Raw genomic sequence first — 23,491 nt, 5'->3', positions numbered from 1 at the left:
GGGGTCCGGCGGGCCGTACGAAGACTCTGGCAGTGGCACTGAGTGCCATCAAGCGTGGCCCGATGCCAACTTCTGCGCATCTTCGGAGGCTCCTTTGCCAAGTCTGCCAAGCTCGATCAGGGGTTGCCGCGCGCATAGGCTTGGGCGTCGTCGAAGGGGAGTTGCGGTGAGCAAGATCTATGCGGGCGCACGGCTCAGGCGGTTGCGTGAGGAGCGCCGGCTCAGTCAGGCCGAACTGGCGCGGCGGCTGGAGATCTCGCCCAGCTACCTCAACCAGATGGAACACGACTCCCGGCCGCTCACCGTCCCGGTGCTGCTGCGGCTGACCGAGACCTTCGGCGTCGACCCGGGCTTCTTCTCGGAGCGGGACACCACCCGGCTCGTTGCCGACCTGCGCGAAACCCTCGCGAACGAGGTCGCCACGGCCCAGGTCTCACCGTCCGACCTGGCGCAACTGGCCACCCGGCTGCCGGCCGTGGCGGCGGTCCTGCTGGAGCTCGGCCGACGCAACCACGCCCTGACCCAGCAGCTGGCCGTGGCCGCCGAGGGCCGGGACAGTGACGCGTTGGCTCTGCCACGATCGCCGCACGAGGAAATCCGGGAGTTCTTCTACCGGCGGCAGAACTACCTCCACGACGCCGACCTGGCCGCGGAGGATCTGGCCCGCGACATCGGCGTCCGTCCCGGCGAGGTCCTCCGGGTCCTGACCGCGCGGCTCACCGGACACCACGGGGTACGCATCGCGCCGGATTCCGAGCAACCGCATCACTACGACCCCGTGGCCCGCGTACTGCATCTGTCCAGCCGGCTGCGCCCCGGCCAGCAGGCGTTCCGGATGGCGACCCAACTCGCCCTGCTCGAACGCGGCGACGAGCTGTCGGCGCTCGCGGCGGAGGACTTCGCGGAGGGCTCCGTCACCTGGTCGCTGGCCCGGATCGGCGTCGCCAACTACTTCGCCGCCGCGCTGATCCTCCCGTACCGCGCCTTCCACGCCGCCGCGGAAGAGGCCCGCTACGACATCGAGCGGCTCACCGACCACTTCGGCCTGGGCTACGAGACCGTCTGCCACCGCCTCAGCACCCTTCAGCGCCCCCGACTGCGCGGAGTGCCGTTCTCCTTCGTACGCGTCGACCGGGCCGGCAATATGTCCAAGCGTCAGTCGGCGACCGGTTTCCACTTCTCCCGGGCCGGCGGCACCTGCCCGCTGTGGAACGTCTACGAGGCGTTCGCCGCCCCCGGCCGTATCCACGTCCAGATCGCCGCCATGCCGGACGGCCAGCGCTACCTGTGGACCGCCCGCGCCGTCACCCGCCACCGGGGCGGCTGGGGCGAGCCCGGCAAGACCTTCGCCATCGGCCTCGGCTGCGAGATCCGGCACGCCTCCCGGCTCGTGTACTCCGACGGCCTCGACCTCGACAACGCCTCCGCCGCCACCCCCATCGGTATGGGCTGCCGCATCTGCGAGCGCGTCGACTGCCCCCAGCGCGCCGTACCGCCCCTGGGCCGGCCACTGGTCATCGACGAGAACAGCAGCACCTTCGTGCCCTATCCGGTGGCGAACAAGTCGGCTTGAGCCGGCTTGTCGCCTGGTACCCGCACAGGACGTGGGCCAGGACGGCTGCTCGGGCCCGGGCGCATGATGGGAAGCGGGGAAGGGGGGCGCACGAAGGAGGTTCAGTGATGACAGCGACCACCAGGGATGCGGCACCCGTCGAGCTCACCGATGGTGAGCTGGAGCTACGCCTCCAGGAAATTGGTGGAGGCATGTCCGTCGGCTACATCAGGGTCCCTGCCGGAACCGACCTCGGCCCGGCCCTCAAGGGCCTGCCGGACGACCTGTGCCAGTGCCCGCACTGGGGCTTCGTCACCAAGGGGCGGCTGCGCATGCGGACGAAGGACGGCACGGAGGAGTACCAGGCGGGCGATGCCTACTACTGGGCGCCCGGACACGCCCCGGAAGCGTTGGAGGACACCGAGTTCATGGAGTTCTCGCCGACCGAGGAGTTCCACCAGGTGCTCGCACACATCAAGGAGAACGCCGGTTAGGCACCGGTGAAGGGCGTCGGCGGTCACCGCTGCGGAGGCTCGGCGCCGGGCGTGAAGGGTTGCGTGCGGCAGACGAGCAGGGCGACGTCATCCGGGTCGTCGGGACGCCGGAGTTCGCGAAGGAGCCGGTCGCAGGTCTCTTCCAGGGAGTGGTCGGGCACATCGAGCAGGTGCAGGAGGGTTTCGAGGCGTTCGTCGATGGGGTGGTGGCGGGTTTCGACCAGCCCGTCGGTGTACAGGACGAGTTGGTCGCCGGGGCCGATGCCGAAGGTGGTGGTCTCGAAGGGGACGCCGCCGACTCCGAGCGGGGTGCCGGTGGGCAGGTCGAGGAGTTCGGGGTGCTTGCCGCTGCGCACGAGGGCGGGCGGGAGGTGGCCGGCGTTGGCGATGTGGCATTCGGCGCGGCGGGGATCGTAGACGGCGTAGACGCAGGTGGCGATGTAGTGCTCCAGCCCTGAGGTGATCTTGTCGAGGTGCTGGAGGACCTGGTCGGGGGCGAGGTCGAGGTCGGCGAAGGCGCTGGTGGCGGTGCGCAGACGGCCCATGGTGGCGGCGGCGTCGATGCCGCTGCCCATGACGTCGCCCACGACGAGCGCGGTCTTGTCGCCGTCGAGGGAGAGGACGTCGTACCAGTCGCCGCCGATCTCGTAGGTGGCCTGCGCGGGCCGGTACCGGGAGGCGATCCGCAGGCCGGGAAGGCGCGGCGGGTGGCTGGGGAGCAGGCTGCGCTGCAAGGTCTCGGCGGCGTTGCGCACGCTCTGGTGCGAGCGGGCGTTGTCGATGCACACGGCGGCGCGGGAAGCCAGCTCACCGGCGAGGGCGAGATCGTCCTCGGCGAAGGACACCGGGTTGTGGGCCCGCGAGAGGCCCAGGAAGCCGAGGATATGGCCGCGGGCGGTGAGCGGGACCGACATGTAGGAGTGCACACCGGCGCGGGCCAGCAGGGTGGCGGCGTGCTCGTCGCGGGCGATACGCGCCAGGTCGTCGTCGTCCGTGTGGGAGATCAGGAGGGGGCGGCCGGTGCGTACGGTCTCGGTGGCCACGCGGTCGGCGGCATAGGCGGCGATATGGCCGGGGGGATCGGCGGCCTGGACCGCTTCCGTGGGGTAGGCGGCCTTCACCGCGAGGGCGCGGAAGAGCGCGGGGCCGTCTGCCGCGGCCGGGCGGTGCTCATCCAGGACCGAGTCGAGTACGTCCACCGCGACCACGTCGGCGAGCTCGGGAACGATGACCTCGGCCAGCTCCCTGGCGGTCTGTGCCACCTCCAACGTGGTGCCGATCCGGGCCGAGCCGTCGGCGATCAGGGCCAGGCGCCTCCGGGCCTCGGCGGCTTCCATGGCCGCCTGGTAGCGGTCGGTGACATCCACCACCAGCTCGGCCACCCCGAGAACCCGGCCCTGGGGGTCCTCCAGCCGGTACAGCGAGATCGACCAGGCGTGCTTGTCCAGGTCGGCGGGGGTGTGGCCGACGATGGTGGCTTCGTCGACCAGGGGAGTCCCGGTCGTCAGGACCTGCCGCATCGCGGCCTCGGGCACCCTGAACTTCTCGGCGGTCATGATCTCGCGGTAGTGCCGGCCGAGGTGATCCTTCGCGGGTATGCCGTGCATCCGCTCCAGCGCGGGGTTGACCGCCACATAGCGCAGGCCGGTGTCGAGGATCGCCACCCCGATGGGGGACTGGGAGATCAACCGGGTGGACAGCGCGACGTCCCACTCGACCTCGCGAAGGGTCGGTGAGTCGGTGGCGAGCCCGAGAGCGTAGAAGTCGCCGCGGTCGTCCAGCAGCCGCATGTTGCGCAGTTCCACCAGCCGCGAGGTGCCGTCCCGGTGCCGGACGGGGAACGCTCCGGCCCAGCTCTGGCCGGTCTCCATGACCTCGGCGAACTTCTTGACCACCAGATCCCGGTGCTGGTCGTGGACGAGCAGGGGCGCCGCGTACTGCCCGAGCGCCTCGTCGGCGGTGTAGCCGTACAGGTCCTCGGCCTGCGGGCTCCACAGGACGATCCGCCCCTCGGCATCCAGCAGCACCGCCGCGACCCCCAGGAGGTCCATCAGCCCGCTCGGCTGCGGTGACCTCCCCTGCGGCTGCCCGGCACCAGCCCGACGCCCCTCGGCTGCGCTCATCGCAGGCTCTCCTTCCGCCTGCCGCACCGCACGGGCCGTCCGCTGGCGACGGCCCGTGGCCTGCCTCCTGCGGCCCACAGGCGCTTCGGCTTCCATGGTCCCCCCGGAGCGGCCGACCGCACCATCCAGGGGCGCTCGGGTGCCTTGATCTTGCGCTTGTTCAAGTGGGGGCAGCCGGGGATGTACTCCCCTCCGCAGGTCTACGGGTGGAACTGCGGATGCCACACGTCGCGCACCTCTCCGTTGTCGTCGGTGACGGCGATGTCGGGCCAGCGGTCGAAGGCCGAGCAGGGGTGGGAGATACCGAGGTCGACGATGTCGCCCACCTCCAGGCCCTGGGTGTCGGTGAGGACCAGGTGGTGGTCGTAGATCTGGGCCGCGGTGGCCTGTGCCGCGGGGCGCGCGACGCCGGTTGCCGTGGATGCGGAAAGAAGGACGGGAAGCCCGGCGTCGTAGGGGAGTTCGCGTTTTCCGGCGCCGACGACGGCGGTGCCGGGCTCGGGTGTGGACAGTACGGCGGCGCGGACGGTGAGGGCCGGGCGCAGGCCGGGCAGGGGGGAGACCTGTGCGTAGGTGCCGTGGTCGTGGGTGACGTAGCAGCCCGAGCGCAGCACCGGCACCAGGGGCAGGTCGCGGGACCGGCGTACGAGGTCCGCCACGGTGGCGGCGACACGGTCGGGGAAGGCGGAGCCGCCCATGCTGAAGACCGGCCGCGGGGTCCGGTACAGCGGGGCGAGGGAGGCGAAGGCGTCGGCCGTCGTACGGCAGTGGGCGTCGACCGCGGCGAGCGTGTCGGCGTCCCGGCGGTTGGGCCGTACGCCCTCGTACCCGGCGACACCGGCCAGCAGCAGTCCGTCCCCCGCCTTCGCCACGGCTGCCCCCAGCTCGTACGCCTCGGAGACACCGCGCACCCCGGTGCGGCCGCCCGGCACGCCGACGTCGACCAGCATCCGGAGGGGGTTGCCGGCGCCGTCGAAGGCCGTGCGCGCGTACCGGAGCCCGGCCGTGGAGTCGACGAGGCAGTAGAGCTCGAGGTCGGGTGTGGTGTCGAGGCGCCGGCGCAGGAGCGTCAGGTCGGCGGGGTGCACGACCTGGTTGGCGAGGAGGATCCGGCGTACGCCCCAGCTCAGCGCGATGTCGGCCTGGCGGGCGGTGGCCACCGTCACGCCCCATGCCCCGGCGGTCAGCTGCCGCTCGACCACGGGGCGGGTCATCGTGGTCTTGATGTGGGGGCACAGTTCGAGGCGGTGTGCGCGGCACCAGTCCGCCATGAGGTGCACATTGTGCTCCAACGCGCCCAGATGGAGGCGGACTTCGGGCAGTGCGCGGGCTTGGTGGCGGGCGGGGGAAGCGGGGGCGGAGTCCATCTGTCCTCACAGGGTTCTCGGCGGTACGCCGGACGGGGCGTCCGATGAGGGGGCGTGCGATGAGCGGGCGTCCGATGAGTGGGCGCCGACTCTGACGTCTTCTATAGAAGACAGACGGTAGAGGATATGAGACGTCCGGGCAAACGATATAGTGGACGGGACGTCCTGTTTACTGGATGCGTGGAGAGGTGAGGGCGCGTGGCGAAGGATGGCGCGGACGGCGTTCAGGGCGCGGCAGCCGACGCGGAGGAGGGCATCGGCCGGCACCTGCGCCGCGAACGTCAGGCGCGGGGGCTGACGCTGGAACAGCTCGCCGAGAAGACCGGGCTGTCCCGGAGCTACCTCAGCAACGTCGAGCGGGACGTGAACAGCCCGACGATCAACACGCTGCGCACCATCGTCAACGCCCTCGGCACCACCCTCAGCCGGCTGCTGCACGCCGTCGACCGTGAGCAACGCGTCCTGACCCGCCCCGACCAGCGCGTCGAGCTGACCCGGGCCGGTGTGGACGGGGTCAGCTACACCCTCCTCAACCCCGAACACGGCGGCAGGCTGGAGATGATGCTGCTGGAGGTGGCCCCCGGAGCCTCCTCCGGTGACCGGCCGCACGCCCACACCGGCGAGGAGGTCGGCGTCCTGCTCAGCGGCGAACTGGACTACTGGGTCGACGGCGTCCACTACCGCCTGGGCCCCGGCGACTGCGTCAGCTTCCCCTCCGCCACCCCGCACCGCTACAGCAACCCCGGTGACGTCCCGGCCGTCTGCGTCTGGGCCGAAACCCCTCCAAGTTTCTGACCCCTCCGAGCTTCTGACCTCTGCGAGTTTCTGACCTCTGCGGCGCGGCCGGTGCGCGCGGCAGGGCCCCATGCTCGGCCCCTGCGCGCTACGACAGCGTGTCGGCCACCACGGAGGCCGCCTTCGCGATCAGTTTGTTGTCGTAGGTGGCGTCTTCCTTGCTGCGGTTCGACAGGATCGCCACGACGAGGGGGGCGGCGTGGGGGCGCCACACCACGGCGATGTCGTTGCGGGTGCCGTACGTGCTGCCGGCTCCGGTCTTGTCGCCGACCTTCCAGCCCTTGGGCATGCCCGCCCTGATGAGCTCGTCCCCGGTGGTGTTGGTCCGGATCCACTTGGTGAGCTGGGCGCGTTCGCCCTTGCCGAGGACGTCTCCGAGGACGAAGGCGCGCAGGTCCTTGGCCAGCGCCCGCGGCGTGCTGGTGTCCCGCTGCTCGCCCGGGGCCCAGCGGTTCAGCTCGGGCTCGCGACGCTCCATCCGGGTGTCGTTGTCGCCGATCTTCTCGAGTGCGGCGTCCAGGCCCTTGGGCCCGCCGAGCGCGTCGAACAGCAGGTTGCCCGCGGTGTTGTCGCTGAAGCGGACGGCGGCGTCGCACAGCTCGCGCAGCGTCATCCCGGTCTCGACATGCTTTTCGGTCACGGGGGAGTTCTCGACCAGGTCGTCCTTGGAGTACTTGATCACCTTGTCCATCCCGCTCGGCGCGTACTTGTCCAGCACGGCACCGGCGGCCAGCGCCTTGAACGTGGAGGCATGGGCAAACCGATCACCATCGTTGTAGGCCACCTCGCGCCCGGTGCCGGTGTCGACGGCGTAGACGCCCAACCGCGCATCGAATGTGCGCTCAAGTTCCTTGAACTCGCGGGCGAAGGGCCGAGCGGCCACGGTCGGCCTCGTCGCCGCGCTGGACGGGGACGACGAGGCCGCGGAGTTGCCTTGGCCGCAGGCCACGAGCGGGACGAGGGGGAGCGTGGCCAGCGCGGCGAGAACGGCGCGCCGGGAACGGGTGTGCTGCATGGTCCAAACCTCCAAGGCGCCCCGTACGCAGGGCGCGACAAGGGAGGGAGCGACACGGCTCCATCCGGTGTGTGGTCATGAGTGCCGGGACCAGCCTCATCGTCGGCGGCCATGCGATCCAATACGCTTCTGCGCTGTTCCATGCCGATCTGGCATAGAGTCCGGGCTGTGGATCTTGTGGGAGCGTGTCGCGCGTTCATCAATGTCAGCAAGCACGGCAGTTTCACCGTCGGAGCGGCCGCTGCCCGGATGTCCCAGTCGGTGGCCAGCCGTCGCGTAGCCGCCCTGGAGGAACACTTCGGTGAGCAGCTGTTCGAGCGCAGCTCGCGGCGAGCCGTCCTCACCCCCTTCGGCCGGGACATGCTTCCGGTGGCCAGGCAGCTCGTGCAGGCGGCGGATGTGCTGCTGCACGAGGCGGAAGCCGCCAAGCGCAAGCCGTGGCGGCTCGCGGTTCCCGGCATCTGCTCCACGGTCGATCTCGCGCGCCTCGTCGCCGATGCACGAGGGCACGGCGTCATCCTCGATCTTCGCGTCGCCGCGCCGGCGCAGCGCATGGAGCTCGTCCACGCGCAGCAGGTGCGCGCCGCCCTCGTCGCGGTGCCGCCGGACGAGGCGACGTGGTCCGTGCCGCTCGGGCTTGCCGGCGTCCAGGATCCCGGCGTGAAGCGCGTCTACCTCGACACGCTGCGGATGGGCCGCGCCTCCGCCGGCCCGGCCCGCCGCGTCTGGATCCAGCCGGAGGACGATGTGCCGCACATCCGCGACCCGCTGACGCGACTGCGCGACGCCATTGGCCTGCGGCCCGCGCAGGTCGTCGCCGGGGCCGACCTGACGACCGCCGCGGCAGAAGTCCTCTGCACCCGCGACCTGCTGCTGTGCTCCCCGGCACAGGCCGACGAACTCGCCCTGAACTGGCGGCCCATCGGCGAGACCACGCTCAGCCGGGGCTTCGCCCTCGCCGCCGCCGCGGACGGCAATCCGGAGCGGATCGAAGTGCGTCTGGGCGACGCCATCGCCCGCTGCCTCGGCGCAGACACCCGGGCGGGCACCGCGGGAGGGACGGCGGCATGAACACCGAGGCACTCCTTCGCGACCTGCGCCGGCAGCTGCGCGACGGCGGCCTGCACGGCTGCCTGCTCGTGCGGGACCTCCACACCGGCGACGAGCTGGGGATCGAGCCGGACACCCAGCTCCCCGCCGCGTCCCTGGTCAAGGTCCCGCTCGCGCTGGCCACGGCAGAGCGCATCCGGCGGGGCGAGCTCGACGGAGCCACGATGCTCGAGGTGCAACCCGGGCGGATCACCACGCCAGGACCCACCGGGCTGAGCCGATTCCAGCACCCCGCCCGCATCGCGATCGACGACCTGTTGTACCTGAGCACCTGCGTGAGTGACGGAACGGCCGCCGACGCGCTGTTCGGCCTCACCCCGCCCGCCCAGGTCGCCGGCATCCTCCACGAGTTCGGCCTCCACGGCATCACCGTGCGGCACACCACCCGCGAGCTGTCCGACACCCCCGTGGAACGCTTCGATGCCGCCCAGGCCCATCTCGCCCTTGCCCTGGCCATCGACTCCGGTACCAGCGGCCGCGGACACCGGGTCCCGCAGCTCGACGCCACCCGGGCCAGCACCGGTAGCGCACGTGCCTGGGCCGACCTGCTGCAAGCCCTCTGGACCCCCTCGGCGATCCCCCCTGACGTGGCCGAGCGGGTACGCGGCCTGATGGCCCACAACGTGCTACGGCACCGACTCGCCCCGGACTTCAGCTCCGACGCCACGACGTGGTCGTCCAAGACCGGCACGCTCCTCAACCTCCGCCACGAAATCGGTGTCGTCGAGCACTCCGACGGTCAGGCCTTCGCCATCGCCGTCCTCACCGAGTCACTCGTCCCGGCCACGACGCAGCCCGGCGCCGAAGCCCTCATGGCCCAGGCCGCCCGCAGACTCCGAGACCACCTTCGACAGTTCTAGCCGCGCAACGCGCTGGCCGCCGGGGCCGCCCAGAAGTCGGCCTGCGCATGCCGAAATGCGAGCACCTGGGGCCGGCCGCCGGGCTCCGGTGGTGGGGTCATGGTGACGGGCACGAACATGGAAGGAGCCGCAAGGAGGGAGCGCTGTCATGTCCGCCGAGGAGAACAAGATTCTCGTTCGCCGGTTCTACGCGGAGATCGACAAGGGCAATCTGAGCGCCATGGACGACCTCGTCGCCGAGGACTACCTCGACCACTCCCCACCGCCGTTCCCCGGGTTCGCCTCGGGCCGCGAGGGCCTCAAGCAGGCGTTCCAGCTGTTCTGGGAAGCCACCCCGGGCCGCCATGAGATCGAGGACCAGGTCGCCGAAGGGGACAAGGTCGTGACCCGGATGACCGCCTACGGTGTCCACAAAGGTGATCTCCCCGGCGCCCCGGCCACCGGGAATCCGATGAAGATGACGGCCACGGTCATCCACCGCATCAAGAACGGCAAGCTGGCCGAGAAGTGGTCGGACAAGGACCTCCTCGGCCTCCTCCAGCAGATAGGCGTCCTGCCAGAGGCTCCGACGGCGGGCCCCGGCCCGGATCCTGACGCCGCGGGCTGAGCAGCGGGAGGCTTCCCCGCCGACATGCTCAGGCACTCCGGCCGGGGGCGACGGCCCCGCCCCGACCCATTTGACGCGGGGCGGGAGAGGGGAGAGGCTGGGGCGGATGTTGCACCGCGACGGGCCCCCTCCGGGTGACGGGGAGCGACGCGCACGCAGGGCGAGGATGTCCGCGTGTGTGCAGCGCCTGGCCCGCTGGTTGCCCGTCCTCCTGATCGCCGGCGGCCTCGCCTTCGACTTCGCCACGCCGCCCAGGTTCACCGCCGCCCCCTTCTTCGCCGCTGCGCCCCTGGTTGCTGCGCCGCTCTGCTCCCTGACCGCCACGATGCTCACCGCGCTGGCCGCGGTGCTCAGCGAGTTCTCGGTGGTCGCCTTCCAAAGGGTGGCGCTCGGCTACCACGCGTCGCTGACCGAGATCGCCACGGTGCTCGTGGTCACCCTGCTCGCGCTCGGCATCAACCGGGTCGTACGGCTGGGCAATGCCCAGCTGGCGTCCGTACGGGATGTCGCGGAGGCCGCGCAGCGTGCCCTGCTGCCCCCGCCGCCCGAGCGGATTGCCGGGCTCTCGGTCGCCGCACGCTACGTGGGCGCGCGGGCGGACGCCCGGATCGGCGGTGATCTGTACGCGGTGCAGGACACCCCGCACGGCGTCCGGCTGATCGTCGCCGATGTGCGCGGCAAGGGCCTGGAAGCGGTGGAGTCCGCGGCGGTCGTCATCGGCGCCTTCCGGGAGGCGGCGGAGCAGGAGAGCACCTTGGAGGCGTTGGCGGGCCGGCTGGAGCGAGCGCTGCAACGGGAGAGCGCACGGCACCCGGGCCCCGACCGGTTCGAGGGGTTCGCCACGGCCGTACTGGCGGAGCTGCCCGCCGACGGGCAGCCGGTACTGCGCCTGCTGAACCGCGGCCACCCGGCGCCCCTGATGTTCACCCCGGACGGCGGGCTGCGCGAGCTGGCCCCTACGGCACCGGCGCTGCCCCTGGGGATGGGCGACGTGGCCGGCTGGCCGGACAGGCCCGACGAAATGTTCCTCCCGGTCGGCTCACTGCTGCTCTTCTTCACTGACGGGGTGACCGAGGCCCGCGATGTCCGGGACCGTTTCTACGATCCGTCCGTCCGGCTGCACGGCCGCCCGTTCCCCGGGCCGGACAGCCTCCTGGACACGCTCATCGAGGATGTACGCCGGCACACCGGCGGGGCGACGGCGGACGATATGGCCCTGCTGGCGGTGGAGCGGACCACGACGGCGTAGGGCGTGTCTCCCCGATCTCCGTGGGCCTGCGACGCTCCCCCAGCTAACGCTGGGAGGTGCCCCCAGGCACCGCACCTCGCGGCGTTGTCGCATCACCCACGGACACCCAGTCCGCGGGAGATGCTCCGCCTTGCGCTCCGCTTCGCTCCGCCTCGGCTCTTCAACTGGCCTCCGGATGCCGAGCTGCACGGCACCAGACGCCGCAGGCTGATCCACGGAGATCGGGGAGACACGCCCTAGGGCTTCTTCGCAGTAACTGTCGTGCTTGCCCTGGTGAGCCCGCGGCCGATGTCTGCGTTCGCAGCAGGTGCCGGCGGCTCGTACTGCGTTTGTGGCAGGCCAAGAGTCTGCGGACGGTCGACGACAGCCTCGGGACGGGACGGCACTGTTGGGGGTGCCGCAAGTGGCGCCGCACACACCGTCGTTGAGGAACCTGGAGCAGCCGTGGATCCTGAAGCACCCCCCGTGGACGACGGTGCGGACGCCGTCCGGGCGGCCGCACGCGAGCGGTTGCGCGCGACAGTGGTCGATGTCGCGCCCATCTTCGGATTCACCGTGAGCTACGCCCTCACGCACCGGCTCACCGTCGCGCTGGTACTCGCCCTGGCGGCAGCGGCCGGGGTGTGCGTCTACCGGGTCGTGCGCGGGGAATCGGTGTGGCGCGCGCTCGCGGTCCTCGGCTTCGTATGCGTCCAGGGTGCTCTGGCCGCAAAGACAGGGCAGGCCACCGACTTCTTCCTGCCGAACCTGGTGCTGCACAGCCTGGTCGCCCTGGTGAACGCCGTGCTGATGCTGCTCGGCCGGCCGCTGCTGGGCGTGGCGGTGGCGCTGATCACGAAGGAAGGGGCCGGCTGGCGCCGGTGCACGGTGCGGCGCCGCGCGTTCATCAAGGGCAACCTGGTCATCCTCACCACGAGCCTCACGATGCTGGCGATCCAGCTGTCGCTCTACCTCTCCGGCCAGGCAGTCGCCCTCGGCACGGCCGACGCCTTCGGGCCTCCCGTCCTGTTGCTCAGCATGCTGCTCGGCTGGCGCGTCTACCGGCGCGCCGCCGGGGACCACCACTGCGCCACCCACGACCGCACACACCCCGAGACACCCCTCCCTATGGAAAGGACTCTTCCGTGACGAACACCCAGCCGACCAGTACCCGGCCCACCAAGACCCAGCCCACCGTACGGAGTTGCCCCTTCGACCCGCCGGAGGAGTACCGGACGCTGCGTGAGCAGGAGCCGGTCGCGCCGGTGACCTTCCCGGACGGTTCCGCCGGCTGGCTGGTCACCAGGTACGAAGACGTGCGCAGCATCCTCGCCGACCCGCGGTTCAGCGCGAAGCGCACCCTCCTACGGCCCGGCGGCCCCGAGACGGACGACGTACCGGCACCGCCGCCGGGGATGTTCATCATGATGGACGCGCCGGAGCACACCCGGTTCCGGCGGCTGCTCACCGGGCAGTTCACCGTGCGCCGGATGCGGCAGCTGACGCCCGCGGTGGAGAAGATCGTCACCGAGCAGTTGGACGCGATGGCCGCGGCCGAGGGCCCGGTCGACCTCGTCCAGGCCTTCGCACTGCCGGTTCCCTCACTGGTGATATGCGAACTTCTCGGGGTGCCGTACGCCGACCGGGAGGAGTTCCAGCGGAACTCGGCCACGATCGTCCGGCTCGATGCGAGCCCCGAGGAGTTCCAGCAGGCCCAGGCGGCGATGCGCGGGTACATCCACCAACTGGCCCTCGCCAAGCGGGAGAACCCCACCGACGACATCCTCAGCGAGCTGGTCCACTCCGGCGAGCTGACCGACGAAGAGCTGGCCGGCGTCGGGGTGTTGCTGCTGATCGCCGGGCACGAGACGACCGCGAACATGATCGCGCTGAGCACCATGTGCCTGCTGCAGAACCCGGAGCAGCTGGCAGCGTTGCGTGCCGACCCCTCCCTGATGGACGGCGCCGTGGAGGAGCTGCTGCGCTATCTGACGATCATTCAGTTCGGGCTGCGCCGTACGGCGTTGGAGGACGTGGAGCTGCACGGACACCGGATCGAGGAAGGCAGCACGGTGGTCGCCTCCCTGGTGTCCGGGAACCGGGACGCGGCACACCTCGCCGACGACCCGGAGCGGTTGGACGTGAGCAGGCCGCACAGCCCGCACCTGGCGTTCGGCCACGGTATCCACCAGTGCCTCGGTCAGCAGCTGGCCCGGGCGGAGATGAAGGCGGCGCTGTCCGCGCTCCTGGACCGGTTCCCGACGCTGCGGCTGGCCGTTCCTGTGGAACAGGTGCCCATGCGCGACAACATGCTCGTCTACGGCGTCCACGAGCTGCCCGTGACCTGGTAAAGCCTGTACCGCCCCGCACGTTGTCGCGACACACACCCCACGGAGAATCCCCATGAAGATCCTCATCGATGAGGACAAGTGCGTCGGCGCGGGCCAGTGCGTACTGGCTGCCGCTGACGTCTTCGACCAGCGGGACGAGGACGGCATCGTCGTCATGCTCGACGCCGACCCGCCGCACGCGCTGCTGCCCCAGGTCCAGGACGCCGCCGCCCGCTGCCCCGCGCTGGCGATCGAGGTGGTGGAGTAGTGCCCACCATGGACCACATCGTCCTGGTGGGCGCGTCGGCCGCGGGTCTCACCGCGGCCGACGCCCTGCGGCGCGAGGGCTTCACCGGGACACTGACCATGATCGGCGACGAACTGCGGCCACCCTACGACCGTCCCCCGCTGTCCAAGCAGATACTGGCCGGCGACTGGGAACCGCACAGGTCCACCTTGCGGCAGGAGGCCGATATCCAACGGCTGCGGCTGACCATGAGACTGGGCTGCCGCGCGACCGGTCTGGATACGGCGGAACGCGCCGTCACCCTGGCGGACGGGGACCGGCTGGGGTACGACGGCCTCCTCATCGCCACCGGACTGCGGCCCCGCCGCCTGCCCTTCGGCCACGAACTGGCCGGCGTGCACGTGCTGCGCACCCTGGACGAGACCCTGACGCTGCGCGCCCAGCTGCTGGCCGGTCCCCGCGTCGTGGTGATCGGCGCCGGATTCCTCGGCAGCGAGATCGCCGCCACCGCACGCGGACTCGGCCTGGACGTCACCCTCGTCGACGTCGAGCCCACACCGCTGGCCAGACAAGTCGGCACATTCGTAGGCGGTTTGGTGGGTGAGATGCACCGCGACCACGGTGTCCGGCTGCGCATGCGCCACCATGTCACCGGCCTGACCGGCGAGAACGGCCGGGTCACCGCGGTGATGCTCGACGACGGTACCCGGCTGCCCGCCGACGTCGTCGTGGTCGCGATCGGATCGGAGCCGGCCACCGACTGGCTGGCCGGCTCCGGGCTCCCGCTGGGTGACGGGGTGCTCTGCGACATCACCTGCCGCGCCGCACCCGGGGTGTACGCGGCCGGAGATGTCGCCAATTGGCCCCACCCCGCGGCGGGCGGCCGGGTCCGCCTCGAACAACGGACCAACGCCACCCAGCAGGCCCTCACCGCAGCCAAGAACCTCCTGTCCACCCCGGCGGAGGCGGTGCCCTACGCACCGGTCCCGTTCGGCTGGACCGACCAGTACGACACCAAGATCCAAACCTATGGCTGGTGCCCCTCCGGCGCGACCGTCGAAGTCGTCGAAGGGGATCCAGGGGCACGTAAATTCGTCGCGCTCTACAAGAGGGACGACCGCGTGGTGGGCGCGCTCGGCTGGAACCACCCACGCGCCCTGCGCGGGTACCGCGGCCACCTCACCGAGGACCACGCCACCCAGTGAAACCGCCCGCACCCCAAGGCCGGACCGCCGCCTTCGCCGGTCCGGCCGGGGCTGCGTACCGTGGGAGAGTGCAGATGATCGACCGGCTCGGCGAGTGGCAGCGAACGGCCCGGCCAGCCGTGGTCGACCTGGCCGTCGCCCTGGGCTGCTTTCTCCTGGCCTCCCCGCTGTCCGTCGCCTTCGCCCTCGCCGACCATGCTTCGATCGCCTGGGCCGTCGCCGCCCTCGCGCTCTCGTGTGTGCCACTGCTCGCCCGGAGCCGCTGGCCGCTCGCCGTGGTCGCCATGACCGTGGCCGTGCAACTGGCCCAATTCGCCCTGCTCCCGCTCCCCAGGCCGACGCCCGCCGCCACGACCGTCGCGCTGTTCACCGCGGCCCTCCGCACCGACCGGCGGAGGGCCTGGCGCGTGGCCACCCTCGCAGCCGTCGTCCTCATCAGCGCGTCGCTGGTCTTCCGCCCGGACGCGGAAAGGCTCCCGCAGTCCCTTGCCCTGATTGCCTGGACGCTCATGCCGGTGGCCGTCGGCGACGCCGTCCGCAGCCGCCGCGAAGTGCTCGACGCAGCGGTGGAGCGAGCCGAACGGGCCGAGAGCACCAAGGAGGAAGAGGCCCGCCGCCGGGTCACCGCGGAACGCCTCCGGATCGCCCGAGAGCTGCATGACGTCGTGGCCCACCACATCACCCTGGTCAATGCCCAGGCGGGCGTCGCCCACCACCTCATGCGCACCGACCCCGAGCACGCCTACCAGGCACTCGAACGCATCCGGGACACCAGCCGGGCGGCGCTGGACGAACTGCGTGCCACCGTAGGACTGCTCCGGCACGGCGAAGACCCGGTCGAGCCCCGCGAACCGGCACCCGGACTCGCCGGTCTCGACAGTTTGCTGGACTCCTTCCGCCACTGCGGCCTCACCGTCACGCTGGAGCGCACCGGGCAGCCGGGCGAGCTGTCGCCGATCACCGATCTGACGGCCTATCGGATCATCCAGGAAGCCCTGACCAACACCCGCAAGCACGCGGGCCCGGCATCGGCGCGGGTCCGTCTGGACTTCCGCACCGATGTCCTGCGGATCGCCGTCGAGGACGACGGCCGTGGCCTCGCGGGCAGCAGCGGCACCACCCCCACCACCCCAGGTACCGACGCAGCCCGCGGCACCGGCACCGGCCACGGAATGATCGGGATGCGCGAGCGGGCCAAGGCCGCCGGAGGCACCCTCGCCGCCGGACCACGCCCCGGTGGGGGCTTCCGTATCGACGCCGAACTGCCGCTGCGCGCCGGCCGAAAGGGCTGACCATGACCATCCGTATCCTGCTCGCCGACGACCAGGCCCTGCTGCGCGGCACCTTCCGGATGCTCCTCGACTCCGCCCCCGACATGGAGGTCGTCGCGGAGGCCGCAACGGGACGCGAAGCCGTGGAACTGGCCCGCAGCCACCGCGCCGACCTGGTGCTGATGGACATCCGGATGCCCGACCTCGACGGCCTCGCCGCGACCAGGCTGATCAGCGAGGACGAGGATCTCGCAGGCGTGAAGGTCCTGGTGCTGACCACCTTCGAGAACGACGAGTACGTCGCGGAGGCACTGCGCGCCGGGGCGAGCGGCTTCCTCGGCAAGGGCATCAACCCGGACGAACTCCTCGACGCGATCCGCGTGGTCGCCGCCGGCGACTCCCTGCTCTCACCGACCGCGACCAAGGCCCTGATCGCCCGCTTCCTGGCCCAGCCCGCACCCCCCGAGCGCGCCGCACCACCGCAGCTGGCCGCCCTCACCCCGCGGGAGCACGAGGTGGTCACCCTGGTCGCCGCCGGCCTGTCCAACGACGAGATCGCCGAGCGGCTCTTCGTCACCCCGCTCACCGCCAAGACCCATGCGAACCGCGCCATGACCAAGCTGGGCGCCCGGGACCGGGCCCAACTCGTCGTCATCGCCTACCAGACCGGACTGGCCCGCCCCGACCACCGCTGAGGCACCTCAAGGGCGAGAGCCCCGGCGACGGAGGACGCTGCGGCTGCGGCACCGGACACCACCTCCACCGCCAGCAGGCCACGCCACGCTCCTCAGCCGGGAAACGGCACCCGAACGGCCGCTGGATACAGGGCGGGACATCGCGGGAGCATCGTCGTCACGGGGCCGGCACGTACGTCGAGACGCGACGCAGCCGGGTGCTGCCCCGTTCGGATTCCGTCAGGAAACCGACCACGGCATTCGCAGGGCGTCACGCCGGCCGCCACGGGGGAGCCGGTTCAGGGCGCGCAAGAAACAAGGAGGCCCGTGATGAGGCGTGCAGAGACGATGACGGCGGCGGTGTGGTGACCATGGAGCACATCGTGGGCATGCTGGTAGCGGTCTCCCTGGTCGGACTCCTGGTGGCCGTCGTGAAGTTCCCGGACCAGTTCTGAGACGGGTCGGGGCGCGCTCAGCGGATGCCTGGGCGGGGCGAGTGGTGTGCGGCCCGGGTTCAGGATGCTGCCGCGTAGCGGTGTGCCAGGGCGGATACGGCCCGGGCGACGGCCTGCCGTAGTGCGGGCGGGCCGAGGACCTCTGCCTCCGTGCCGAGTCTGAGCACGTCACCGACCGCAACGGCCTGCGCCTCGACCGGCATCTCCACCTGCACCCACCCTTCTTCGTCAGGCGGGCCGGCGCTTTCGAGGGCCCGTGTGCCCACCGCGCCGAACTGGGCGGGCAGCAGCCGTTGCGCACGGGGTGATATCCGCAAGCGCGCCGTTCCCTGGTGGAGAGCGGCTTCCAAACTCCGGGAAGCCTCCTCCCAGTAGGCGGCCAGATCGAAGCCGGCCGGCCGCTCGAAGACCTCCTCCGTCGCCTCCACGGCCAGGAACCGCGAGAGGCGATAGGTCCGTACGACCCCTTCCGCGAGCGCCGCCACGTACCAGATGCCGCCTTTGAGGACGATGCCGAGCGGACGCAGTTCCCGGTGTACCTCACCGCCCCAACGCCGGTAGTGCGTACGCAACACCCGCTGTTCCCACACTGCTTGCGCCACCGGCGCCAGACAGGACACCGGGTCCGAATCCCGGAACCATCCCGGCGCATCGAGGTGGAACCGGTCCTGAATGCGCCGGGTGCGCTCCGCCAGTTCGGCCGGGAGGGCGGCCTGTAGCTTCAGCTGAGCGGTCGCCAGCACCGCCCCCAGGCCCAGCTCACGCGCCGGCCCGGGGGCTCCGGCGAGGAAGAGCGCACCGGCCTCGGCATCGGTGAGCCCGGTCAGCCGCGTCCGGTACCCGTCCATGAGGCGGTAGCCGCCGGCGGGCCCGCGGTCGGTGCGGACCGGGACGCCGGACGCACCGAGCGCCTCGATGTCCCGGTAGACCGTACGGACCGACACCTCCAGCTCCGCGGCGAGTTCGGAAGCGGTCATCCGCCCGCGGTTCTGGAGCAGCAGGAGCAGGGCGAGAAGCCGGTCGGCACGCATGACGGCATTGTCCCTGGTACCTGACAGGAGGTGTCAGGTACGGCCGACAGGCTGGGCGTACAGCGCAACGCACAAGCTCGTGCGTCCGATCGAGAGGACAGCCATGCCCGTGCAGACCACCGGCCACTTCACCTTCGCCAACTGGGAGGAACGTACGGTCGGCCGGAGCGAGACCTGCCCGAAACTCGCCCATGCCTCCGTCACCAACACCTTCTCCGGTGGCATCGAGGCCGTTGACACCGCCTGCGAGTACGCCCTCGTCTACGTGACGGAGCAGACCGGTACCTTCACGGGGATGGAGGTGCTGACCGGCCAACTCGACGGGCGCGAGGGCAGCTTCGTCGTCGAGGAACGGGGCACGTTCGATGCCGACGGCACCGTGCGCTGCACCTTCGAAGTGGTAGCCGGAACGGGCACCGGAGCCCTGAGCGGGCTGCTCGGGACCGGCGCCTTCATCGCCAAGCGCGGTGAACCGACCGTCCCTTACACCTTCACCTACGACGATCTTGAGTGACCGCGGCGAGAGGGCCGATGCGGTCGGTAGCGTGCGCGGCACTCTGGGTCAGTATCGGTGTCTCTGGCCGTACTCGCGCACGCACATCATTCATTCGGTGCGAGCCAGCCGGGAACGCGGGGCGGTTCGCCGGCCGCGTCCCCCGCTGGGGCTCGGGGGAGGGTCAGTGGGCGAGGAGGGAATCGTCTTGCACGCGTGCGCCCGGCAGCCGGTGACGGGCAGCGATCAGCGCGGCGTCCACGTCGCCGGTCCCCGTGGAGATGCACAGCGTGTAGGCGATGTCATCCATCCGCCGACGCACGTCCGCGCTGCCCTGGTCCGCGTTCAGCAGCTGCAGGGCCTCGTACTCGGCGGTGAGGTCCTGGAGCACTGCGGGGTGTGCCATCAACACGGTGGGGCTCCTTCCGTCGCGCGACTGGGTTCACACCGTGCGGGTGCCCGATCTTGGACGGCTTACTCGTCCGGGGATGGCAGCGGGAGCCGGAGCGGGGCCGCATGATCGGGTTGTGCCGCCCGGCAGGAGTTGCCGCTGGGGCGATCCGGGATAAGAGTGAAAAGGGAACGTTTATGCGAGATCGGAGTGCGCCGTGCTCATTCTCGGAATCATTCTGCTGGTCATCGGATTCGTGACCGGACTCTCCATCCTGTGGACCATCGGGATCATCCTCGCCGTCATCGGAGCCGTGCTGTGGATCCTCGGTGCCGTAGGGCACGGGGCCTTCGGACGTAGGCACTACTGGTAGACGGAACGGAGAACATTTCCGACGGAGGGGTGACGGGCGGGCGGCCGGGCTACCTGCCGGGGTCGGCGGGGGCGTGTGCCAGGGCCGGGATGACGCCGCCGGCCAGGATCGCCTTGCGCTGGCGGGGGGAGAGGCGGTGACGGACGAGGTAGTCCTCGTTGCGGGTGGTGTTGCGGACGCGGAGAGCCGGCTCGCCGGTCGCGCCGAGGGCCTCGTGGAGTCCGGACAGGTACAGCCGGTCGCCGGTCTCGATACGGCCGTGGTCATCGGGGTCGTCGAATTCGAGGGGGAGTACGCCGAAGTTGACGAGGTTCTGCCAGTGGATGCGGGCGTAGGACTTCGCGACGACGGCTCGTAGTCCGAGGTAGCGGGGCGCGATGGCAGCGTGTTCGCGGGAAGACCCCTGCCCGTAATTGTTGCCGGCGACCAGGGCGTGGCCGCCGGATTCCCGCGTCTCCGCGGCACGCCGGGGGTATTCCGGATCGAGCCGGATGAGGGTGAATTCCGCAAGCTTCGGAATATTGGACCGGTAGGGCAGGGCTTTCGCGCCGGCCGGAGAGATCTCGTCGGTCGAAACGTCGTCGCCGGCCTTGAGGAGGACCGGGAGCTCCAGCTCGTCCGGCAGCGGGTCGAGATCGGGCAGGGCGGAGATATTGGGGCCGCGTTCCAGGTGAACGCGGGCCGCCTCGTCCGGCGGTACGGGCGGCTCCAGCATGGCGTCGTTGACCGAGGCCGGGTCGGGTGTCTGCGGTGCGGGAGGCTCCGCCAGGAGGCGGTCTGCCCAGTCGCGCGGGTCCGTGATGGCGCCGATCAGGGCGGACGCGGTGGCCGTCTCCGGCGAACACAGCCACACCGCGTCGTCCTCGGTGCCGGAGCGGCCGGGGAAATTACGGGGAAAGGTCCGCAGGGAATTGCGTCCCGCGGCCGGTGCCTGACCCATGCCGATGCAGCCCAGACATCCGGACTGGTGAATTCTGGCGCCGGCGGCGACCAGCTCGAACGTCGCCCCGGACCGCGTCAGATCCTGGAGAATTTCACGCGAGGTCGGATTGATGTCGAAGCTCACCCCGGCCGCCGTCTGACGCCCCTTGACCATCGCGGCGGGCACGGCGAAGTCGCGGTATCCGGGATTGGCGGAGGACCCGATGACCGCCTGCCCGATGGGCTCCCCGGCGACCTCCCGGACCGGCACAACATTTCCGGGGGAGGTCGGCCGCGCGATGAGCGGTTCCAGCGACGACAGGTCGATCTCCTCGTCGAGGTCGTAGACCGCGTCCGGTTCCGCGACGATCTCGATGAAGTCGTCAGCCCGTCCCACCGAGCCGAGGAAGTCGCGCACCGCCCCGTCGGCGGGAAAGACGGTGGTGGTGGCCCCGAGCTCGGCCCCCATATTGGCGATGACATGCCGGTCCATGGCGGTGAGGGAGGCCAGACCGGGGCCGTGGTACTCCAGAACGCGATGGACGCCGCCCTGGACCCCGTGGCGGCGCAGCATTTCCAGGATCACGTCCTTGGCGCTCACCCACGGCGGCAGTTCCCCGGTCAGCCGAATGCCCCAGATCTTCGGCATGGTGAGGTGGAGGGGGTGCCCGGCCATGGCGAGGGCCACCTCCAGACCGCCGGTACCGAGGGCCAGCATGCCCAGCGATCCGGCTGCGCAGGTGTGCGAGTCGGAACCGGCCAGGGTCTTGCCGGGGACACCGAAGTGCTGCATATGGGTCGGGTGTGAGACGCCGTTGCCGGGTTTTGAGAACCACAGCCCGAAGCGGCGGGCGGCCGAGCGCAGAAAGAGATGGTCCTCGGCGTTGCGCTCGTCGGCCTGGAGAATGTTGTGGTCGACGTACTGGACGCTGACCTCGGTACGGACCCTGTCCAGGGCGAGCGCTTCCAGTTCCTGCATCACCAGGGTGCCGGTGGCGTCCTGAGTGAGCGTCTGGTCGACGCGCAGTGCGATCTCCTCTCCCGGCTCCATACGACCGGACAGCAGATGCTCGCCGATCAGTCGCTGCGTCACGGTGCCTTGTGCGGGGCCGCGGAGCTGGGCCATGGGAAGTGCCGCCTTCCTGAGTGCGCAGCGGCCGGACCGTCCGGGCGCCACATAGCGGGTTCCCGGCAGCCACCGCCGGCGATACCTCATGGAGGCCGGATTCGCTGCTTGGAAGGTCCCCGGCTTGCGCCAGCTGATGGAGTCACGAGGCCGCTTCGGGCTTTGGGAGGGCGTTCACTCGTCGTGGTGGACGGTCCCGTCAGTCGTCGTGGTGGAGGGTCCCGTCCTCGTCCATCGTCGGGTGGATCTTCGTCGGCCCGTAGTCGTCCACGTCCGACGGGCGCGGCGGTTCAGGGCCGTCCGGGCCGGACCTGACCATCCGCTCGATGCGGCAGATCCGGAACAGCTTGTCGCCCACGCGCACTTCGTCGGCGCGGCCGGCGGCCGCGAACTTCTCGGCTGCCCGGGCGTACCGCTTCCGTTCCGGTTCGCCGAACTTGTAGAGCAGCGGCCAGATTTCGGCCATGCCGTCATGGAGCAGCCGGCGCGCTTCATGCGGGGTGGGCATGAGGGCGCCTCGTGACAGCCACCCCTGGTCGCTGCGTTCCACCACACCGAAGCCGACCGGGAGGAGCACGACGTCCGGATAGGCGGCGAGGGCCCGCTCGGAGTCCTTGCGCACCTCGGCGGGTAACGGGAAACCGGTGTAGGTGAAGTCCCGCAGTGCCAGTTTCATGGCCCCGGCCATGACGCCGGCCTCACGGCCGGAGGCGAGGACGAAACCCAGGTCCGGCGAGGGCGTCTCGCACCGGCCCTCCCATGAGCGGTCGGCCGGCTCCGGGTCGGTGGGCCGCGGCGGCTCAAGGCCGCTCTCACCCCGGCGTGCGAATTCGTCCCCGCGCACCACCCGGTACCGCACACCGAGAACCGTCAGCTCATCGACCGGCTCGCGCTCCAGCCTGGCCACCGCGGCCAGCAGGTCTCGCCGGACACCGGGGTCGTCGGTGTCGTCCTTGGCCTTGAACCACAGCAGGGAGTTCAGGCTGTCCCTGGCCTCTTGGGGCGCGCAACTGGTCAGGGGCCGCAACAGCCGCCACTCCCCGCCGGTTTCGGGGGAGTGCGCGGCGACCCCGAAGGCCGGGCCGCGAGGTGTCAGGTAGGGATAGCGGTAGGAGGCGTCCACGGCATCGGCCTCGGTCACCCATTCGGCCGGATCGTTGCGACGTACCAGTCCCGCGTGGAGCCGGTCGATCTGTTGCTTCCAGTCACTGTCCATGCGCACATTGTCATGCCTGGGTGGCGGCGGCCCGGCCCGAATTCCTCAAGTGCTCCCCGGCACGGGCGACCTCCGGCCGGTCAGGGCCCGGCGTCCGCGGGCGGGCGGGGGCGGCTGCCCGCTCGCCTCGCGGGCCACGTGCTTTGGGGGTGGAGTAGAGATACACGGCCCCAGATCAGTGGGATGCCCGCCATGGGGCGGGCGTCCGGTACGAGGGAGGAGCGGCACCATGCCCGCGGGTTCCAGCAAGAAGCGTGAGCGGCAGTACGAGCACATCAAGGAGAACGCGCTGGAGCACGGCGTCTCCGAGAAGCGCGCCAAGGAGATCGCCGCGCGCACCGTCAACAAGGAACGCGCCCGCTCCGGCGAGGCGGAGTCCGCCAGCAGGACCTCCGTGCGGGACCCCAAGTCCGCCCCGCAGCGGGGCGGCGAACGGTCCCACAAGGGGCCCCAGGGGCCGACGAAGGACCAGCTGTACGAAGAGGCCAGGAAGAAGAACATCGAGGGCCGCTCGACGATGAACAAGGAGCAGCTGCGCAAGGCCGTCGGCCGCTGACCGCCGGCCGGGCGGAGGCGGTTGCCCTCCGCCCGGCCCGGTCCGCGGAAC

Annotated in this window: 24 protein-coding genes; 17 read left to right on the top strand and 7 right to left on the bottom strand. The window is 70.9% G+C overall.

What is annotated here, in order from left to right; all coding sequences use genetic code 11:
- Positions 1-166 precede the first annotated feature (166 nt).
- Together ACZ55A_RS24360 and ACZ55A_RS24355 are read left to right on the top strand one after the other, a co-directional pair.
- Positions 167-1,573 carry a short-chain fatty acyl-CoA regulator family protein gene (locus ACZ55A_RS24360; RefSeq protein WP_468843675.1) on the top strand — a complete coding sequence of 469 codons (1,407 nt, stop codon included), beginning with the start codon at positions 167-169 and terminating at the stop codon, positions 1,571-1,573.
- 107 nt (positions 1,574-1,680) lie between these two features.
- The gene (locus ACZ55A_RS24355) at positions 1,681-2,046 is read left to right on the top strand and encodes a cupin domain-containing protein (protein ID WP_468843672.1); all 366 of its coding nucleotides are present in this window, start codon (positions 1,681-1,683) and stop codon (positions 2,044-2,046) included.
- A 23-nt stretch (positions 2,047-2,069) separates the two neighbouring features.
- Here ACZ55A_RS24355 and ACZ55A_RS24350 read toward each other — a convergent pair whose 3' ends face one another.
- Positions 2,070-4,169, bottom strand: a complete 2,100-nt coding sequence (locus ACZ55A_RS24350; protein WP_468843670.1) for a SpoIIE family protein phosphatase — start codon at positions 4,167-4,169, stop codon at positions 2,070-2,072.
- A gap of 200 nt (positions 4,170-4,369) precedes the next feature.
- Complete coding sequence (locus ACZ55A_RS24345) at positions 4,370-5,536, bottom strand: alanine racemase (RefSeq protein WP_468843668.1); 1,167 nt, start codon at positions 5,534-5,536, stop codon at positions 4,370-4,372.
- A gap of 198 nt (positions 5,537-5,734) precedes the next feature.
- On the opposite strand from ACZ55A_RS24345, the gene ACZ55A_RS24340 reads away from it, so the two are divergent.
- Positions 5,735-6,331 carry a cupin domain-containing protein gene (locus tag ACZ55A_RS24340; RefSeq protein ID WP_468843666.1) on the top strand — a complete coding sequence of 199 codons (597 nt, stop codon included), beginning with the start codon at positions 5,735-5,737 and terminating at the stop codon, positions 6,329-6,331.
- A gap of 88 nt (positions 6,332-6,419) precedes the next feature.
- On the opposite strand, the gene bla is transcribed toward ACZ55A_RS24340, so the two are convergent.
- On the bottom strand, positions 6,420-7,346 hold the full coding sequence (gene bla, locus ACZ55A_RS24335; RefSeq protein ID WP_468843664.1) for a class A beta-lactamase: 927 nt from the start codon (positions 7,344-7,346) through the stop codon (positions 6,420-6,422).
- A gap of 168 nt (positions 7,347-7,514) precedes the next feature.
- Here bla and ACZ55A_RS24330 point away from each other — a divergent pair, with 168 nt between their 5' ends.
- The 11 genes from ACZ55A_RS24330 to ACZ55A_RS24280 all read left to right on the top strand — a co-directional run bounded on the left by ACZ55A_RS24330 (position 7,515) and on the right by ACZ55A_RS24280 (position 17,333).
- On the top strand, positions 7,515-8,417 hold the full coding sequence (locus ACZ55A_RS24330) for a LysR family transcriptional regulator (RefSeq protein WP_468843661.1): 903 nt from the start codon (positions 7,515-7,517) through the stop codon (positions 8,415-8,417).
- A complete protein-coding gene (locus ACZ55A_RS24325; RefSeq protein ID WP_468843658.1) occupies positions 8,414-9,316 on the top strand; it encodes a serine hydrolase in 903 nt (300 codons plus the stop codon). The genes ACZ55A_RS24330 and ACZ55A_RS24325 overlap by 4 nt, the downstream gene beginning before the upstream one ends.
- 148 nt (positions 9,317-9,464) lie before the next feature.
- Complete coding sequence (locus ACZ55A_RS24320; protein WP_468843656.1) at positions 9,465-9,923, top strand: ester cyclase; 459 nt, start codon at positions 9,465-9,467, stop codon at positions 9,921-9,923.
- Between the two features lie 106 nt (positions 9,924-10,029).
- Complete coding sequence (locus ACZ55A_RS24315) at positions 10,030-11,172, top strand: PP2C family protein-serine/threonine phosphatase (protein ID WP_468843654.1); 1,143 nt, start codon at positions 10,030-10,032, stop codon at positions 11,170-11,172.
- A 444-nt stretch (positions 11,173-11,616) separates the two neighbouring features.
- Complete coding sequence (locus tag ACZ55A_RS24310; protein ID WP_468843652.1) at positions 11,617-12,300, top strand: DUF3159 domain-containing protein; 684 nt, start codon at positions 11,617-11,619, stop codon at positions 12,298-12,300.
- Positions 12,297-13,502, top strand: a complete 1,206-nt coding sequence (locus ACZ55A_RS24305; RefSeq protein ID WP_468843650.1) for a cytochrome P450 — start codon at positions 12,297-12,299, stop codon at positions 13,500-13,502. Before ACZ55A_RS24310 ends, ACZ55A_RS24305 begins: the two co-directional genes overlap by 4 nt.
- A gap of 52 nt (positions 13,503-13,554) precedes the next feature.
- Positions 13,555-13,749: a ferredoxin gene (locus tag ACZ55A_RS24300; protein ID WP_468843647.1), complete on the top strand. Its 195-nt coding sequence runs from the start codon at positions 13,555-13,557 to the stop codon at positions 13,747-13,749.
- A gap of 8 nt (positions 13,750-13,757) precedes the next feature.
- Positions 13,758-14,933: an NAD(P)/FAD-dependent oxidoreductase gene (locus ACZ55A_RS24295; RefSeq protein ID WP_468843644.1), complete on the top strand. Its 1,176-nt coding sequence runs from the start codon at positions 13,758-13,760 to the stop codon at positions 14,931-14,933.
- A gap of 74 nt (positions 14,934-15,007) precedes the next feature.
- Positions 15,008-16,225 (top strand): sensor histidine kinase, encoded by a 1,218-nt coding sequence (locus ACZ55A_RS24290; protein ID WP_468843797.1) that lies wholly within the window; start codon positions 15,008-15,010, stop codon positions 16,223-16,225.
- A gap of 2 nt (positions 16,226-16,227) precedes the next feature.
- Positions 16,228-16,899 carry a response regulator transcription factor gene (locus ACZ55A_RS24285; RefSeq protein ID WP_468843641.1) on the top strand — a complete coding sequence of 224 codons (672 nt, stop codon included), beginning with the start codon at positions 16,228-16,230 and terminating at the stop codon, positions 16,897-16,899.
- A 344-nt stretch (positions 16,900-17,243) separates the two neighbouring features.
- Positions 17,244-17,333, top strand: a complete 90-nt coding sequence (locus ACZ55A_RS24280; RefSeq protein ID WP_468843639.1) for a K(+)-transporting ATPase subunit F — start codon at positions 17,244-17,246, stop codon at positions 17,331-17,333.
- A 59-nt stretch (positions 17,334-17,392) separates the two neighbouring features.
- Here the strand turns inward: ACZ55A_RS24280 and ACZ55A_RS24275 are convergent, their stop codons facing one another.
- Positions 17,393-18,364: a helix-turn-helix transcriptional regulator gene (locus tag ACZ55A_RS24275; RefSeq protein ID WP_468843637.1), complete on the bottom strand. Its 972-nt coding sequence runs from the start codon at positions 18,362-18,364 to the stop codon at positions 17,393-17,395.
- Positions 18,365-18,467: 103 nt separating this feature from the next.
- On the opposite strand from ACZ55A_RS24275, the gene ACZ55A_RS24270 reads away from it, so the two are divergent.
- Positions 18,468-18,878, top strand: coding sequence for a DUF3224 domain-containing protein (locus ACZ55A_RS24270; protein WP_468843634.1), 411 nt, complete (start codon positions 18,468-18,470; stop codon positions 18,876-18,878).
- A gap of 163 nt (positions 18,879-19,041) precedes the next feature.
- Here the strand turns inward: ACZ55A_RS24270 and ACZ55A_RS24265 are convergent, their stop codons facing one another.
- Positions 19,042-19,269, bottom strand: coding sequence for a DUF5133 domain-containing protein (locus ACZ55A_RS24265; RefSeq protein WP_468843631.1), 228 nt, complete (start codon positions 19,267-19,269; stop codon positions 19,042-19,044).
- Positions 19,270-19,465: 196 nt separating this feature from the next.
- On the opposite strand from ACZ55A_RS24265, the gene ACZ55A_RS24260 reads away from it, so the two are divergent.
- Positions 19,466-19,621, top strand: a complete 156-nt coding sequence (locus ACZ55A_RS24260) for a hypothetical protein (RefSeq protein WP_468843629.1) — start codon at positions 19,466-19,468, stop codon at positions 19,619-19,621.
- A gap of 49 nt (positions 19,622-19,670) precedes the next feature.
- Here the strand turns inward: ACZ55A_RS24260 and ACZ55A_RS24255 are convergent, their stop codons facing one another.
- Both ACZ55A_RS24255 and ACZ55A_RS24250 read right to left on the bottom strand, forming a co-directional pair.
- Positions 19,671-21,668: an aconitate hydratase gene (locus tag ACZ55A_RS24255; protein ID WP_468843627.1), complete on the bottom strand. Its 1,998-nt coding sequence runs from the start codon at positions 21,666-21,668 to the stop codon at positions 19,671-19,673.
- A 199-nt stretch (positions 21,669-21,867) separates the two neighbouring features.
- Positions 21,868-22,884 (bottom strand): DUF5954 family protein, encoded by a 1,017-nt coding sequence (locus ACZ55A_RS24250; protein WP_468843624.1) that lies wholly within the window; start codon positions 22,882-22,884, stop codon positions 21,868-21,870.
- Positions 22,885-23,113: 229 nt separating this feature from the next.
- On the opposite strand from ACZ55A_RS24250, the gene ACZ55A_RS24245 reads away from it, so the two are divergent.
- Entirely contained in the window at positions 23,114-23,440 is a 327-nt protein-coding gene (locus tag ACZ55A_RS24245; RefSeq protein WP_468843621.1) for a plasmid stabilization protein, read from the top strand.
- Positions 23,441-23,491: the final 51 nt, after the last annotated feature.

The sequence above is a fragment of the Streptomyces sp. NPDC034111 genome (genome assembly GCF_055575375.1).
This window is presented reverse-complemented; position numbering and strand designations above follow the sequence as displayed.

Excerpts from the sequence above, each read along its gene's own strand:
- ACZ55A_RS24355 (WP_468843672.1), top strand. The coding sequence starts at position 1,681 with ATGACAGCGACCACCAGGGATGCGGCACCCGTCGAGCTCACCGATGGT.
- ACZ55A_RS24350 (WP_468843670.1), bottom strand. The coding sequence starts at position 4,169 with ATGAGCGCAGCCGAGGGGCGTCGGGCTGGTGCCGGGCAGCCGCAGGGG.
- ACZ55A_RS24345 (WP_468843668.1), bottom strand. The coding sequence starts at position 5,536 with ATGGACTCCGCCCCCGCTTCCCCCGCCCGCCACCAAGCCCGCGCACTG.
- bla (WP_468843664.1), bottom strand. The coding sequence starts at position 7,346 with ATGCAGCACACCCGTTCCCGGCGCGCCGTTCTCGCCGCGCTGGCCACG.
- ACZ55A_RS24325 (WP_468843658.1), top strand. The coding sequence starts at position 8,414 with ATGAACACCGAGGCACTCCTTCGCGACCTGCGCCGGCAGCTGCGCGAC.
- ACZ55A_RS24320 (WP_468843656.1), top strand. The coding sequence starts at position 9,465 with ATGTCCGCCGAGGAGAACAAGATTCTCGTTCGCCGGTTCTACGCGGAG.
- ACZ55A_RS24315 (WP_468843654.1), top strand. The coding sequence starts at position 10,030 with ATGTTGCACCGCGACGGGCCCCCTCCGGGTGACGGGGAGCGACGCGCA.
- ACZ55A_RS24300 (WP_468843647.1), top strand. The coding sequence starts at position 13,555 with ATGAAGATCCTCATCGATGAGGACAAGTGCGTCGGCGCGGGCCAGTGC.
- ACZ55A_RS24295 (WP_468843644.1), top strand. The coding sequence starts at position 13,758 with ATGGACCACATCGTCCTGGTGGGCGCGTCGGCCGCGGGTCTCACCGCG.
- ACZ55A_RS24290 (WP_468843797.1), top strand. The coding sequence starts at position 15,008 with ATGATCGACCGGCTCGGCGAGTGGCAGCGAACGGCCCGGCCAGCCGTG.
- ACZ55A_RS24285 (WP_468843641.1), top strand. The coding sequence starts at position 16,228 with ATGACCATCCGTATCCTGCTCGCCGACGACCAGGCCCTGCTGCGCGGC.
- ACZ55A_RS24275 (WP_468843637.1), bottom strand. The coding sequence starts at position 18,364 with ATGCGTGCCGACCGGCTTCTCGCCCTGCTCCTGCTGCTCCAGAACCGC.
- ACZ55A_RS24270 (WP_468843634.1), top strand. The coding sequence starts at position 18,468 with ATGCCCGTGCAGACCACCGGCCACTTCACCTTCGCCAACTGGGAGGAA.
- ACZ55A_RS24255 (WP_468843627.1), bottom strand. The coding sequence starts at position 21,668 with ATGGCCCAGCTCCGCGGCCCCGCACAAGGCACCGTGACGCAGCGACTG.
- ACZ55A_RS24250 (WP_468843624.1), bottom strand. The coding sequence starts at position 22,884 with ATGGACAGTGACTGGAAGCAACAGATCGACCGGCTCCACGCGGGACTG.
- ACZ55A_RS24245 (WP_468843621.1), top strand. The coding sequence starts at position 23,114 with ATGCCCGCGGGTTCCAGCAAGAAGCGTGAGCGGCAGTACGAGCACATC.